Raw genomic sequence first — 14437 nt, forward strand, 5'->3', positions numbered from 1 at the left:
CGGCCGACCCCGTGAAGCGGGACAGCGTCCTGCACCCGCCGGTGGCGGCGCCTCCGGCGGGCACGCCCTCCCGGCGCTCCCGCGCGGCCGGGCTGGTGCGGGCCTGCCGGCCCCGGCAGTGGCTCAAGAACGCGCTCGTCTTCGCCGCTCCTGCCGCCGCCGGCGTGCTCACCACCGGGGCGGGGCTGCGCGGCTCGCTCGTCGCGTTCGCCGCCTTCTGCCTGGCCGCCGCCGGGTCCTACCTCTTCAACGACGCGGCCGACGTGGCCGCCGACCGGCGCCATCCCCGCAAGCGGCTGCGCCCGATCGCGGCCGGGATCGTGTCCGTACGGCTCGCGCGGACGGCAGGCGCGGTGCTGCTGGCGGCCGGCCTGCTCGTGGGGCTGGCCGGTGGGTGGCCGCTCGCCGCCGTCGTCGCCGCCTATCTGGCGCTCACCTTCTCCTACACCCTGTGGCTCAAGCACCAGCCCGTGGTGGACCTGGTCGCGGTGGCCGGCTGCCACGTCGTGCGCGCGTACGCGGGGGCGGTCGCCGTGGCCGTGCCGGTGACGAGCTGGTTCCTGGTCGTCGTCTCGCTCGGCTCGCTGCTGCTGGTGGCCGGCAAGCGCGAGGCCGAGCTCCGCGCCGGGCCGCAGGACGGCCAGGTCGCCCGGGCCACCCTGGAGACGTACACCGCGAGCTACCTCGGCCACGTGCGCGTCATGGCCTCGGGAGCGATGATCGTCACCTACTGCCTGTGGGCGCTCCAGGAGCACACCGGACCGGCCAGGGCGTTCTGCGCGCTCAGCATCGTGCCGTTCGTGCTGGTCGTGCTGCGGCACGCGCTGCTCGTCGACCGCGGGGTGGGCGAGGAGCCCGAGGAACTGCTGCTGCGCGACCGCCCGCTCCAGGTGTTCCTCGCGCTGATGCTGATCCTGCTGGCATGCGGTATCCAACTGGCATGACGACGCCGCTGACGGGATGGGGGCGCACCGCGCCCACGCGGGCGACGGTGGTCCGCCCGCGCACCGCCGAGGAGGCCGCGGAGCTGGTGGCGAAGGCGGGCAGGCGCGGCGTCGTGGCCCGCGGGCTCGGCCGCGCGTACGGCGACGCCGCGCAGAACGCGGGCGGGCTCGTGCTCGACTGCACTGCACTTGAGCGGTCATGGCGCGTCGACTCCACCGGGCTCGTCACCGCGTCGGCGGGGGTCAGCCTGCACGACCTCATGACCGCGCTCGTGCCGCGCGGCTGGTTCGTGCCGGTGACCCCCGGCACCCGCTATGTCACGGTCGGCGGGGCCGTCGCGGCCGACGTGCACGGCAAGAACCACCACGTGGACTCCTCCTTCGGCGCCCATCTGCGGTCGCTGCGCCTGCTCACCGCCGACGGCGTCGTACGTACGCTCGGGCCGGGCGACGACCTGTTCTGGGCAACCGTGGGCGGGATGGGGCTGACCGGGATCGTCGTCGAGGCGGCCTTCCAGTGCGTGCCGATCGAGACGGCGTGGATGCAGGTGGACGTCGAGCGCACCCGCGACCTCGACCAGACCCTGGAGACGATGGCCGCGACCGACGACGGGCATCGCTACACGGTCGCGTGGATCGACCTGCTGGCGCGGGGCGGGCGCATGGGCCGGGGCGTGCTCACCCGTGGTGACCACGCCGCGCCCGGCGACCTGCCCGCCCGCGCGCGGGCGAACCCGCTCGCGTTCGCGCCGCGGCCCCTGCTGTCCGCGCCGCCCTGGGCGCCCGGCGGCCTGCTCAACCGGGCCACGGTGCGGGCCTTCAACGCCGCCTGGTACGGCAAGGCGCCCGCCGCCCCGCGCCGGATCGTCCAGGGCATCGCGCCGTTCTTCCATCCCCTCGACGGCGTGGCCGGTTGGAACCGGATGTACGGCCCGCGCGGCTTCGTGCAGTATCAGTTCGTGGTGCCGCTCGGGGCGGAGGACACGCTGCGCCGGGTGGTCGAGCGGCTGTCCGGCGCGGGCGTCGTGTCGTTCCTGACCGTGCTGAAGAGGTTCGGGGCGGGGACGCCCGGCATGCTGTCGTTCCCGATGCCGGGGTGGACGCTGGCCCTGGACATCCCGGCCGGGCAGCGCGGGCTGGCCGCCATGCTGACCGAGTTCGACGGCTGGGTCGCGGCGGCCGGGGGGCGGCTCTACCTGGCCAAGGACTCCCGGATGTCGGCCGCCACGATGGCCGCGACCTATCCGCGGCTGGGGGAGTGGCGGGAGATCCGGCGCCGGGCCGACCCGGACGGCGTCTTCGTCTCCGATCTCGCCCGTAGGCTGCGGCTGTGCTGAGTTCTGTGCTGGTTCCGTCGTCGTGGGAGTGGTCGTGAGAAACGCGCTGGGCTCGGTCGACACCGTCCTGCTGCTCGGCGGGCGCAGCGAGATCGGCCTCGCCATCGTGGAGCGGCTGGTCCGGCGGGGCGCCCGCCGGGTCGTGCTCGCCGCTCGGGGCGGGACCGCGCCGGTGGAGGAGCTCGAACGGCTCGGGGCCGAGGTCCACGTGCTCGACTTCGACGCCGCCCGGCCGGAGACGCACGCCGGCCTGATCGAGGAGGCCGCCGCCAAGGTGGGCGACCTCGACGTGGTGATCCCGGCGTTCGGCGTACTCGGCAGCCAGGCGGTCTATGACGCCGACCCGGTGGCCGCCGCCCGCGACGTCGCCGTCAACTTCGGCGGCCACGTCTCCATCGGCCTGGCCGCCGCGCGGCGGCTGCGCGAGCAGGGCCACGGCACGCTCGTCGTGCTGTCGTCGGTGGCCGGGGTGCGGGTGCGGAAGGCCAACTTCGTGTACGGCTCCGCCAAGGCCGGGCTGGACGGCTTCGCCCAGGGGCTGGCCGACGCGCTGCACGGCTCGGGGGCCCGGGTCGTGGTCGTCCGGCCGGGGTTCGTGATCGGCCGGATGACGCGGGGGATGACCCCCGCTCCGATGTCGGTGACGGCGGCCGAGGTCGCGGACGGCGTGATGGAGGCCCTGGACACGCGGAAGGTGACCGTGTGGGTGCCCGCGCGGCTGCGGCTCGCGTTCGCCGTCATGCGGCTGCTGCCCCGCCCCATATGGCGGAGGCTCCCCCGCTGACCCCGTGCCGGGCCGGCGGGAGAGCCTCCTGTGATCGGCCGGATCAGCCGGTGACGAGTGTCAGCCCGTAGACCGACAGGGCCTCGTTGACGGGCTGGAAGTACGTGGTGCCGCCGACGGTGCAGTTGCCCGAGCCGCCCGAGGTCATGCCCTGGGCCTGGTTGCCCGAGATGAACGAGCCGCCGGAGTCACCGGGCTCGGCGCAGACGTTGGTGCGGGTCAGGCCGCTCACCGTGCCCTGGGAGTAGCGGACGCTGGCGTTGAGCTGCTGGACGGTGCCGCAGCGCCAGCCGGTGGTCGAGCCGGAGCGGCAGATCGACGAGCCGACGGGGGCCACGGACGAGCCCTTCACGGCCACGTTGCCGCCGCTGTAGTTGTTGACCCAGCCCGTGGGCGTCCAGTTGCTGTTGACCGCGACCCACGAGTAGTCGTCGCCGGGGAACGAGGAGCCCTGGAAGGTGCCCTGCGCGATCCGGTTGTAGCCGGTCGTGGTGTTGCCGGCGCGGCCACAGTGGCCGGCGCTGACGAAGCCGTTCGTGCTTCCCTTGCGTACGGAGAAGCCGATCGAGCACCGGGCCGAGCCGTTGATGTAGTAGGCGTCGCCGCCGCGCACGTCGTAGTAGGTCTGCGGCTGCTCGCTGGACTGCTCGACCCGTACGGCCGACGTGTCGGCGCCGCTGGCCGCCACGAACGCCTCGGCCTCGGCGGGGTTGGACGACAGCACGACGACGCTGTTGCTGCGCACGTCGACGTACCAGACGGGGGTGGAGGCGGGCGCACTGGCGGCGGCCCGGTCGAGCGCGGCCTCGGTCGACTCGAGCGCGGCGAGGCTGCGGCCGACGATCTTCGGCTGCGCGCCCGCGGCCAGGATCGCACCGGCCTTCGAGGCGTCGGAGGTGGCGACGATGAAGCTCTCGGAGGTGGTGCCGGTGACCCAGGAACCGGCGTAGGCGTCGCCGATCGCGGCCCGGACCTTGGCGTCGGCGGACATGGCCTTGGCCTCGTTGGCCAGGCGGGCGTCGATCTGGGCGGGGGTGAGCCCGAGGTCGCGCTGCATGGCGTCCACCAAGGCGGGCGGAGGCTTGAGGCCGGAGGAGGCGGGAGAGTCGTTCGGCTCGGCCACGGCGGGGGTGGCGACCGTGGCGAGGGCCGTGACGGCCAGAGCGCATCCGGCGAGTACGGTGCGTCTGTGGAGCATGTGGGGCTCTCCTTGTCTCTGGGGGTGCCGTCAACGTAACCGACCTCCGCTCTCCGGTGGATCTATCAGTTCGCCCCTATCACCGAGTTATGGAACCGCCCTCGCGAGAGGATTCGCTGGCCCGAAATTGGCCGCTCCCGCACCACGCCCGCGGGAGCATTCCGAAATAGCCCTTTCGTACGCCGTCATTCATGACGGAATTCGCCGGTCGTGCGATTTCGGTCGGGGAACCGCTCAGGGAACCGCGCCGTATTCGGGGTTGGTGGCGAGCCAGTCGGCGTAGCGGGCGCTGCGCCGCACCGCGTCGGCGTACGCGGCCCGGGCGTGCGCGGCGACGACGGGGGCGGCGGCCCGCGCGCCGATCGAGTCGGCGTGCCAGCCGAGCAGATGCCGCCAGCGCAGCGGCGCGCCGGCGAGCGGCATCATGACCAGCCCGGCGGTGAGCCGGAAGGTGGCCTGGCACAGGGCGACCGCCTTGCCCACTCCGACCAGGTGCAGGCAGGTCGCCACGTCCGTCTCGTAGATGGACTCGGGGACGAACCCGGCCCGGGCGCAGGCGGCGGCGAAGCAGTCGGCGAAACAGCCGTCGCCGGGGGCGACCGTCCAGTGCTCCTCGGCGAGGCTCGACAGCTCCAGTTCCTTCTCTCCCGCGAGGGGATGATCCTCGGACAGGAGCACGAAGACCGGATCGGTGCCGACCGTGGTCCAGTTCATCGATTCGGCCGGGGGAGGCGGGCTGTCGCCGCACGTTCCGAGCAGCACGAAGTCGAGCCGGCCCGCGACCGCGAGCGAGGTCAGCTCAGCGGCCGACCACGAGGTGCGGGTGGTGACGGGGATGCCCGGCTGGTCGGCGGTCAGACGCTCGACGAGCCCGCCGAGTATGGGCCCGTTCGTCGCGCCCAGACGATAGCCGGGCAGCTTGACGGAGGTGTTGGCGAACCTCACCGCGTCCTCCTGGAGGTCCCGTACGGCGGGCAGCAGCACCCGGGCGCGGGCGAGCACCATCTCGCCGAGAGGAGTGGGCCGGGCGCCGTTGCGGTCGCGTTCGAACAGCGGACCTCCGAGTGATCGCTCGATGCGCTTGAGCTGCGCGGTGAGCGACGGTTGGGCGAGGCCGAGCCGGGTGGCCGCTTTCGTGACGCTCCCGGCTTCGGCGACCGCGTGCACGATTCTCAGATGGCGGATCTCCAGATCCATAGAGGGACGGTACGACCCTCGTGTTATGGCCGCAATCCCGCATTGTCATGAAATCTGACTTTGGCCCGTGAGCTGTCGTCACCGCTGTGACGGGTGGTGCGGCTGGGGCGTCGGCCGTGGCGTGAAACGCGTTCTCGCCTGGGCTTTCTCCCGCCCTCCGGGGAATGGTTACCGACTGGTAGGAACCTGTCGGGCGCGGCTTATTAGAACGCGTTGCAGTTCGGTGGGGGCCGTCGTACGTTCGAGGCATGCGGACACGTGTCACCGACATGTTCGGAATCGAGTTCCCCATCTTCGCCTTCAGCCACTGCCGGGACGTCGTCGCCGCGGTCAGCCGCGCCGGCGGCATGGGCGTGCTCGGCGCCCTGTACTTCACCCCGGAAGAGCTCGAGATCGAGCTGAAGTGGATCGACGACCACGTGGACGGTCGTCCGTACGGCGTGGACGTGGTGATGCCCGCCTCCTACGCGGGCGCGGACCTCGACGTGGACACTCCCGCAGAACTGGTGGCGCGGCTGCAGGGGATGATCCCGCAGGGGCACCGGGCCTTCGTGGAGGACCTGCTGGCCCGGCACGGCGTGCCGCCGCTCGACGGCGCCGACTCCGGCAAGGTGCTGCTCGGCTGGACCGACGCGACCGCCCGGCCGCAGGTCGAGGTCGCGCTCCGGCACCCCATCGCGCTGCTCGCCAACGCCCTCGGCCCGCCGCCCGCGGACGTCGTGGAGCAGGCGCACGCCAAGGGCGTGCAGGTGGCCGCGCTCGCCTCGACGCCCCGCCACGCGATCAAACAGGTCGAGGTCGGCGTGGACGTCGTCGTGGCGCAGGGCACCGAGGCCGGCGGCCACACCGGGGAGATCTCCACGATGGTGCTGATCCCGCAGGTGGTGGACGCGGTGGACGTGCCGGTCCTGGCCGCGGGCGGCATCGGGTCGGGCCGCCAGATGGCCGCGGGCATGGCGCTCGGCGCCGAGGGCGTGTGGACCGGCTCGATCTGGCTGGCCGTGGAGGAGGCCGACACCTCCGAGACCGTACGGCGGCGCATCATCGCGGCCACCTCCCGCGACACGGTCAGGTCGCGGAGCTGGACCGGCAAGCCCGCCCGCCTGCTGAAGAACGAGTGGACCGACGCGTGGGAGTCGGCCGAGTCGCCCGGCACGCTGCCGATGCCGCTGCAGTTCATGCTGATCTCCGACGCGCTGCGGCGGATCAGCAGGTCGGACGCGACCGAGCTGGCCACGTTCCCGGCCGGGCAGATCATCGGTGCGATGAACCAGGTCAAGCCGGCCAGACAGGTCGTCTTCGAGATGGTGGAGGAGTACATCGAGGCGATGGAACGTCTCGGCCGCATGACCGGCGACGGCTGACACCGCGAGCGACGGCTGACGCGGTGAGCGACGGCTGACGCGGTGAGCGACGGCTGACGCGGTGAGCGGCGGGTCCCCTCGCGCGTCCGTCCCCTGGAGAGAAGGACTCCGCACCCCGATCGGCCGCCTCACCGGCCAACGCCAGCTCCCGCTCCGCCCCCACCACATCACCCGTACGGGCACGCAACTGGGCCCTGCCAGGCCCGGTTGTCCCCACGCCTGCCCCCGCCTCCCTCGGTCGCCCGGCCGCTGCGATCTACTGGCGGTGCCGTTCCGCGAGCAGAGGGAGGACGCCGGGGATGAGTGGTGCCCGCGACGAGACCGTGGCTGAGGCCCTGCCAACCCCGCCGCCGATCATGGGGAACGTCCCCGGCTCCTACGCGCTGAGCGTCTTCAGGGAGCGGCACCCGGTGCTCGTCCGCCAGGTCGCGGAGGCGCTGCCGTACTCGCCGGACCGGCGGCGCGCGCTCGACCGGCTGCTCGACGAGGTCGTGCGCGACGTCATGGAGCCGCTGGAGCCGTCGGCGCACGACGCCGCGGCCTGGGCCGAGTGGGGACGCGGCAAGATCGGCCGCCCCTATGTCGACGTGCCCTTCCTGTGGGGGGAGAGCTACTTCTATCGGAAGGTGCTCGAAGCCACCGGATATTTCGGCGACGGCCCGTGGCGCGGGATCGATCCGTTCGGCCCGATGAAGCAGGCCGAGCTCGATGGCCCGGACGTGGACGGTGAGCTGGCGGCGCTCGACGAGACCGCCGCGCTCTCCCCGGCCGAGCGGGCCGACGCGCTGCTGCTCGGCTCGCTCTGGGGCAACCGGGCGGACCTGTCCTTCGGCGTCACCCTCACCGGTGACCGGGAGAAGGCCGCGGACCTGGTCGTGGACGACCGCCCGCTGCTGTGGTCGCTGGTCGAGGCCGCCGCCCCGGGGAGGATCTGCCTGGTCGCCGACAACGCGGGGCGCGAACTGCTGCCCGATCTCGTGCTGGCCGACGATCTCCTCGCCTGCGGGCTCGCGGGCGAGGTCGTCCTGCACGTCAAGCCCTATCCGTACTTCGTGTCCGACGCCACCCCCGCCGACGTGCTGGCGTGCCTGCGGCGGCTCGCCGCGGCGCCCGGCCGGGCCGCAGAGGCGGGCGCCCGCCTCTGGGACGCCATGGAGGAGGGACGCCTCACGCTGCGGGCGCATCCCTTCGCCTGCGCCCCGCTGCCGTACGCGGAGATGCCGGACGACCTGCGGGCGGAGTTCGCGTCGGCCTCGCTCACCGTGATGAAGGGCGACCTGAACTACCGGCGGCTCGTCGGCGACCGGATGTGGCCGGCGAGCACGCCGTTCGCCGCGGTCACCGCCTACTTCCCCGGGCCGGTCGTCGCCCTGCGCACACTCAAGTCGGATGCGCTGGTGGGCGTGCCGGAGCGCACGCTGGCCGAGCTGGACGCGCCCGGCCGCCCCTGGCGGACCACTGGCACCCACGCCATGGTGCAGGCCCGCCCCTGAGCGACTATCGGCCCTGATGCACGCGCCTGCGGTTGCCGCCGTGGTATGAGCACGAGCCCTGACGCCCGCCCGACATGCTGACTTTGCCGTCGCTGCATTCGATCATGTAGCCCTTGCCCTCCCAGAAATTGGGAATGCAGTGGAAGTACCGGCAGATGTCCGGCTTCGGGTCGGTGATCAGGTCGCCGTCGCAGAAGGTGTATCCGTACGGATTCGCGGGCGCGTCACAGAGCGGGACGGCCTCCGGCATCGGTGCCGCCTCCGACGGTGGTGCCGCCTCCGATGGCGGTGCTGTCTCCGGCGGCGGTGCTGTCTCCGGCGGCGGTGCCGCCTCCGACGGCGGTGCCGGAGGTGACTGAGCCGCAGTGATCTCCGCCTGAGCGGGAGGCCGGGGAGAAGGCACTGCCGGCGGTTCCGGAGCCGGTGTACTCGTGACCTCGATCGTCACCGTCACAGCGGGATCCGCAGCCTCTGGCACGGGTTCCGAGGAAGGCGCCTGCGTGATCGTCACCGTCACGACGGGCTCCGCGACGTCGGTCGCCACTTCTGCGGGCGCGAGCGACGGCGCGGGCACGGTCGGCGCGGGCACGGTCGGCGCGGGCACGGTCGGCGCGGGCACGGTCGGCGCGAGCACGGTCGGCGCGAGCGCGGATGGCACAAGGGTTGACGGTCGCCCCACCGAGGCGATGGTGACGGGGGCATGGGGAAGCACCTGGCCGATCAGTCCGAGCGTCAGGGCGACCGTGACGAGACCCTGGAGGGCGCGACGTCTCGGTGACGCGCCGCGCGGGCCGAAATACGCCGTTCTCAGCACGCCGAGGGCCGTACGAGCCGCGTGCGGGGCCTGCGCCGGGCCGACGAGGGCGGGTGGCGATGGAAGGAGCGACTGGTGGTGCACGAGCAGGTGTTCGAGATGCGCGACGAACCCCGCACGGTCGCCCATGGCGTCGGCGAGGCCGAGCGCCAGATTGAACCGGAAGCCCACCGACGCCCCCGGATCGAGCACCAGGCCCGAGACGTACTTCCGGTTGCTGACTCTCATCAGGGTGGACGACGTCGGGAGGTCGTGAGCCAGGCCGGTGAGCTTGGCGAACGCCCACTCGCGGTTGTGCCTGCTGCCGTGGAAGACGACGCGCTGGTTCGTCACGGACACCGCGCCGATGTCGCTGACGTTCGCCTGCGCCGGCGGCGCCTGCCCGGCCGCCCAGGTCAACTCCGGCAGGCTCGCGTAACCGGGGGGAGGCAGCGCGGGCTGATGCCGCAGCTCGATCAGCCGTGCGCCGGGAGCGTTCCAGAGAAGCGTCTCCCCGCGCCGCATTCGGAGCGAGGGCGGGACGTCGCCAGGGGGCCGGCCGCGGTATGTGCGAGCGCTCGCGAGCATGTGGCGTAATTCGACGTCGGCACGCCGCCAGGCGGCCAGCGCCGCCTCATACGGCCGACGGCGGTGCTCGTTCTCCCGCTGGGCCCATCGTCCCCGCCGCCCTGGATCGTCCGAGGGCCCGTTCGTCGCCACGCGACCTCCTCATCGATGCGCGACCGCTTCGCGCGAACAGCACCCCCGAGACGGGCAAGTCAATCATCGATGAAGCGCCGGGCGCCATCGGCCGGCTATCGGCCCTGGTAGACCGGTGGGCGTTTGTCGCGGAAGGCGCGGGAGCCCTCCTTGGCGTCCTCCGAGCCGATGACCGGCCAGCCGATCGCGTCGGACACCTTGAGGGCCTCGGCCTCCGGCATGCCCAGCGTCTCGCGGTAGGCGCGCAGGATCGCCTGCACGGCCAGCGGCCCGCAGGCGGCCACCTGGTCGGCGAGCTCGCGGGCCACGTCGAGCGCCTGGCCGTCCGGCACGACACGGTTGAGCATGCCCATCGTGAGCGCCTCGGCCGCCGTGATCGCCCTGCCGGTGAGCAGCACGTCCATGGCGAACGCGTACGGGATCTGGCGCGGCAGCCGTACGGCGCTGCCGCCCATGGGGAACAGCGCCCGTCGTGCCTCGAACAGCCCGAGCGTGGCGCTCTCCCCGGCGACCCGCAGGTCGGTGCCGACGAGCAGCTCGGTGCCGCCCGCCACGGCGTACCCCTCGACCGCGCACACGATGGGCTTGGACGGCAGCGCCCCGGTGTCGCGCAGCAGGCCCTTCCAGTGGTAGTCGGGGATCTCGGCGGCCCGGCGGCGCACCCGGTCGTCCTCGGACGGCGTGCCCATGGCCTTGAGGTCGGCCCCGGCGCAGAACGTGCCGCCCGCGCCGGTGAGGATGCCGACCCGCACCTCCGGCTCGTCCGAGATGTACTGCCACGCCTCGGCGAGCCCGACCAGCATGTCCTGCGAGAGCGCGTTCCTGGCCTCGGGCCGGTCCATCGTGACGATCACCACGTGACCGTCGCGCTCGATCCGGCAGTGCGGGGTGCTGATGGGCAGGAGCTCCACAGGTGTCCTCCGGCTGGGTGGTGTCACCGGCTCGATCAAGCGCTTGTTAGCCATGGCGCGCGGGGTTAGTCTGCCCGCAAGAACTAGAACCGATTCTCGTCTGAGTCGCTCCGCATTGCCAGATCTTGTCAGCGCCGCACCCGCGTGCTTCACTCCGCGACCGCTGACGCCTCCCGGTGGTGCGGCGCGCCCCCATAGGGAGCTGGCATATGGGCTCACTCGGTTTCTGGAGGCTGGCGCAGGCCGACCCGGCGTGGATCGCCGCGGTCGATCCCGATGGCACGGAACACTCCGCGGGCGAGCTGCTCGCCAGGGCCAACCGCATGGTCCACGGCCTGCGTGAGCTGGGCCTGCGCCCCGGGGACGGCATCTGCGGCCTGCTGCCCAACGGCGCGGACGGTCTGGTGCTCTACCTCGCGGCCCTCCAGGCGGGGTGGTACTACACGCCGGTCAACTGGCACCTCACCGGGCCCGAGATCGCTTACATCCTGGCCGACAGCGAGGCCAGGGCGTTCTTCGCCCACGAGCGGTACGCCGCGGAGGCCGCCAGGGGCGCGCGGGAGGCCGGGATCGACACCGGCCGGTGCTTCTCCTACGGCGACGTCGAGGGCTTCCGTCCCGTCGCCGAGCTGACCGACGGCAGGCCGGGCACCCCGCCGCCCGACCGTACGGCCGGGGCGACCATGCACTACACCTCGGGCACGACCGGCAGGCCGAAGGGCGTGCGGCGCGCGCTCACCGGCCTCGACCCCGACGACGCCGCCGAGCTGATGACGGCGCTGCTGCGGCTGTTCGGCGTGACACCGGGCCGCCCGAACGCCCACCTGGTCACGTCGCCGAGCTATCACACGGCGGTCACCCAGTTCGCCGGCACGGCGCTGCACATGGGGCACACGCTCGTCTTCATGGACAGGTGGGACGCCGAGGAGACCCTGCGCCTGTGCGAGCGCCATCACGTGACGAACTCCCACATGGTGCCGACGCACTTCAAGCGGCTGCTGTCGCTGCCCGAGGAGACGCGGCGCGCCTACGACCTGTCGTCGCTGCGGTGGATGATCCACGCCGCCGCGCCCTGCCCGGTGCCGGTCAAATGGCAGATGCTGGAGTGGTGGGGCGACGTGATCTACGAGTACTACGCCGCCACCGAGGGCGGCGGCACGGTCGCCACTCCCGAGGACTGGAAGAAGCGGCCGGGCACGGTCGGGAAGGCCTGGCCGGGCAGCGAGCTGCTGATCGTGGACGACGAGCTCGCGCCGGTGCCCGCGGGCACGCCCGGCACCGTCTACATGAAGATGGGCATCTCGTTCGAATACAAGGGCGACCCGGAGAAGACCGCCGCGGGCCGCCTCCGGGACTACTTCACGGTCGGCGACATCGGCTATCTGGACGACGACGGCTTCCTTTTCCTCTGCGACCGCAAGGCCGACATGATCATCTCGGGTGGGGCCAACATCTATCCGGCCGAGATCGAAAACGAGCTCATGGCACACCCGAAGGTGGCCGACGTGGCCGTGTTCGGCATCCCGGACGACGAGTGGGGTGAGCGGATCATGGCCGTCGTCGAGCCCGCGCCCGGCGCCGTCCCCGGGCAGGAGCTGGCCGCGGAGCTCGTCGATTCCCTGGAGGGCCGCCTGGCCCGCATGAAGTGGCCGAGCGTGGTCGAGTTCATCGACGAGATGCCCCGCGAGCCGAACGGCAAGCTGCTCAAACGCAAGCTCCGCGCCCCCTACTGGGAAGGCAGGGACCGTGCCATCTGAGGAACCGCTCGTCGCCGCCCACGTTCTGGAGTTCCCCGGCGGCTACACGCGTACGACCGGGCCCGTCATCGGGCGTTTCCTCACCGAACTGCGCGACCGGCGGCTGGTCGGGGTCCGTACGGCCGGGGGGCGGGTGCTGGTGCCGCCGCTGGAGTACGACCCGGACACCGGCGAGCCGGTCACCGGGGAGTACGTGGAGGTCGGTCCGGCCGGGACCGTCCAGGCATGGGCGTGGGTCGGCTCGCCGCGCCCCGGCCACCCGCTCGACCGGCCGTTCGCCTGGGCGCTCATCCGGCTCGACGGCGCCGATACCGCCCTCGTCCACGCGGTGGACGCGGGGAGCCGGAAGGCGCTGCGGCCGGGCCTGCGGGTGCGCCCGCGCTGGCGGGCCGCCACCTCCGGGCACATCACGGATATCGAGTGCTTCCTGCCCGAGGTCGCCTCGCTCGTCGCGCCCGTGCGGGCCGAGTATCGCGTCACGCCGGGGCGGGCGCTCACCCGGTTTTTGGAAGGCGTGCGCGACGGGAGGTTCGTCGGCGGCCGGTGCGGCGAGTGCGCCGCCGTCTACGTGCCCTACCGCGTGTCGTGCCCCGCGTGCGGCTCGGTGATCGAGGAGGAGGTGGAGGTCGCCGACACCGGCACGGTCACCACCTTCGCCATCAACAACCTGCCCGACCCCCGGGCCCCCGAGGTGCCGTTCGTCTCCGCGTACGTGCTGCTGGACGGCGCGGACACGCCGATGATCGCGCTGATCGGCGGGGTGCCGGCGCACGAGGTGCGGCAGGGCATGCGGGTGCGGGCCGTGTGGCTGCCGCCCGAGGAGCGGACGCTGTCGATGGCCAACGTGAAGTGGTTCGAACCGACCGGGGAGCCGGACGCCGACCTCGACGAGTCCGCCGGGGGTGCCCGATGAGGGACGTCGCGGTCGTCGCCTTCGCCCAGACCGTGCACACCGGCCACGACGCCGGGCCGGCCGAGCCGGAACTGCTGCTGCCGGTGATCGACGAGGTCAAGCGGGCGACCGGGCTGAAGAGGTTCGGCTTCACCTGCTCCGGCTCGTGCGACTACCTGGCCGGGGCGCCGTTCTCGTTCGTCTCGGCGCTCGACGCGGTCGGCGCCTGGCCGCCCATCAGCGAGAGCCACGTCGAGATGGACGGCGCCTTCGCGCTGTACGAGGCGTGGGTGCGGCTCCAGCACGGCGACATCGACACCGCCCTCGTCTACGGCTTCGGCAAGTCGTCGATGTCGGACATCCGGGAGATCATGACGCTCCAGCTCGACCCGTACTATCTGGCGCCGCTCGGGCTCGACCAGGTGTCGTACGCCGCGCTGCAGGCCGCCGCGGTGAACGCGGACCGGGCGGCGCTGGACGAGATCGTACGGCGCAGCCGGGCCGGCGGCCGGGCCAACCCGTACGCCCTCGACCTGCCCGACCCTGCCGGGGAGAAGTTCGAGGTCGAGCCGCTGCGGCCGTACGATGTCGCGCCGGTCACGGACGGGGCGGCGGCTGTGGTGCTGGCCGCGGGCGACCGCGCCCGCGAGCTGGCCGGGCGGCCCGCCTGGATCACCGGCATCGCACACCGCGCCGAGCCCCACTATCTGGGCATGCGCGACCTCGCCCGGTCGGTGTCCACGGCCGAGGCGGGCCGGGCGGCCGGAGTGGGCAAGGGCCCGGTCGACGTGGCCGAGCTGCACACCCAGTTCAGCCACGAGGAGCCGATCCTGCGCGAGGCGCTCGGCCTGTCCGCCGACGTCATGGTCAACCCGTCGGGCGGGCCGCTCGCGGCCAACCCCGTGATGGCCACCGGCCTGATCCGCATCGGCGAGGCGGCCCGGCGGATCCTCGACGGCTCGGCGGACCGCGCGGTGGCGCACGCCACCTCGGGGCCGTGCCTGCAGCAGAACCTCGTCGCCGTGCTCGACCAGTCCCTGTAGGAGT

The 14437-nt window shown here is 72.8% G+C and carries 12 protein-coding genes; 8 read left to right on the forward strand and 4 right to left on the reverse strand.

Translation table 11 applies throughout. The features are described from left to right. Positions 1-41: 41 nt before the first annotated feature. Genes HCK04_RS16510 through HCK04_RS16520 form a run of 3 tightly spaced genes read left to right on the forward strand, consistent with a single transcriptional unit; the run spans position 42 to position 3065 of the window. A complete protein-coding gene (locus HCK04_RS16510; protein WP_260617298.1) occupies positions 42-944 on the forward strand; it encodes a decaprenyl-phosphate phosphoribosyltransferase in 903 nt (300 codons plus the stop codon). Further along, positions 941-2281: an FAD-binding oxidoreductase gene (locus HCK04_RS16515; RefSeq protein WP_142648201.1), complete on the forward strand. Its 1341-nt coding sequence runs from the start codon at positions 941-943 to the stop codon at positions 2279-2281. Before HCK04_RS16510 ends, HCK04_RS16515 begins: the two co-directional genes overlap by 4 nt. 34 nt (positions 2282-2315) lie before the next feature. After that, positions 2316-3065 carry a decaprenylphospho-beta-D-erythro-pentofuranosid-2-ulose 2-reductase gene (locus HCK04_RS16520; protein ID WP_142648202.1) on the forward strand — a complete coding sequence of 250 codons (750 nt, stop codon included), beginning with the start codon at positions 2316-2318 and terminating at the stop codon, positions 3063-3065. Positions 3066-3108: 43 nt separating this feature from the next. On the opposite strand, the gene HCK04_RS16525 is transcribed toward HCK04_RS16520, so the two are convergent. Then, complete coding sequence (locus HCK04_RS16525) at positions 3109-4263, reverse strand: S1 family peptidase (RefSeq protein WP_142648203.1); 1155 nt, start codon at positions 4261-4263, stop codon at positions 3109-3111. A 234-nt stretch (positions 4264-4497) separates the two neighbouring features. Next, positions 4498-5460 carry a LysR family transcriptional regulator gene (locus HCK04_RS16530; RefSeq protein WP_142648204.1) on the reverse strand — a complete coding sequence of 321 codons (963 nt, stop codon included), beginning with the start codon at positions 5458-5460 and terminating at the stop codon, positions 4498-4500. 248 nt (positions 5461-5708) lie between these two features. Between HCK04_RS16530 and HCK04_RS16535 the strand changes: the two genes are divergently transcribed. Further along, positions 5709-6824 (forward strand): nitronate monooxygenase family protein, encoded by a 1116-nt coding sequence (locus HCK04_RS16535; RefSeq protein WP_142648205.1) that lies wholly within the window; start codon positions 5709-5711, stop codon positions 6822-6824. A gap of 299 nt (positions 6825-7123) precedes the next feature. Continuing rightward, on the forward strand, positions 7124-8317 hold the full coding sequence (locus tag HCK04_RS16540) for a damage-control phosphatase ARMT1 family protein (RefSeq protein ID WP_142648206.1): 1194 nt from the start codon (positions 7124-7126) through the stop codon (positions 8315-8317). A 4-nt stretch (positions 8318-8321) separates the two neighbouring features. Here the strand turns inward: HCK04_RS16540 and HCK04_RS16545 are convergent, their stop codons facing one another. Together HCK04_RS16545 and HCK04_RS16550 are read right to left on the reverse strand one after the other, a co-directional pair. Then, positions 8322-9830 carry a hypothetical protein gene (locus HCK04_RS16545; RefSeq protein ID WP_142648207.1) on the reverse strand — a complete coding sequence of 503 codons (1509 nt, stop codon included), beginning with the start codon at positions 9828-9830 and terminating at the stop codon, positions 8322-8324. Positions 9831-9925: 95 nt separating this feature from the next. Beyond that, positions 9926-10741: a crotonase/enoyl-CoA hydratase family protein gene (locus tag HCK04_RS16550; RefSeq protein WP_260617295.1), complete on the reverse strand. Its 816-nt coding sequence runs from the start codon at positions 10739-10741 to the stop codon at positions 9926-9928. Between the two features lie 209 nt (positions 10742-10950). On the opposite strand from HCK04_RS16550, the gene HCK04_RS16555 reads away from it, so the two are divergent. The 3 genes from HCK04_RS16555 to HCK04_RS16565 are packed head-to-tail and all read left to right on the forward strand — an operon-like array spanning position 10951 to position 14433. Next, complete coding sequence (locus HCK04_RS16555; RefSeq protein WP_142648209.1) at positions 10951-12498, forward strand: acyl-CoA synthetase; 1548 nt, start codon at positions 10951-10953, stop codon at positions 12496-12498. Next, complete coding sequence (locus tag HCK04_RS16560; protein ID WP_142648210.1) at positions 12488-13411, forward strand: OB-fold nucleic acid binding domain-containing protein; 924 nt, start codon at positions 12488-12490, stop codon at positions 13409-13411. Before HCK04_RS16555 ends, HCK04_RS16560 begins: the two co-directional genes overlap by 11 nt. Next, on the forward strand, positions 13408-14433 hold the full coding sequence (locus HCK04_RS16565) for a lipid-transfer protein (protein ID WP_142648211.1): 1026 nt from the start codon (positions 13408-13410) through the stop codon (positions 14431-14433). Before HCK04_RS16560 ends, HCK04_RS16565 begins: the two co-directional genes overlap by 4 nt. Positions 14434-14437 lie beyond the last annotated feature (4 nt).

It is taken from the genome of Microbispora sp. CL1-1 (assembly GCF_012034195.1).
Classification (GTDB): domain Bacteria; phylum Actinomycetota; class Actinomycetes; order Streptosporangiales; family Streptosporangiaceae; genus Microbispora.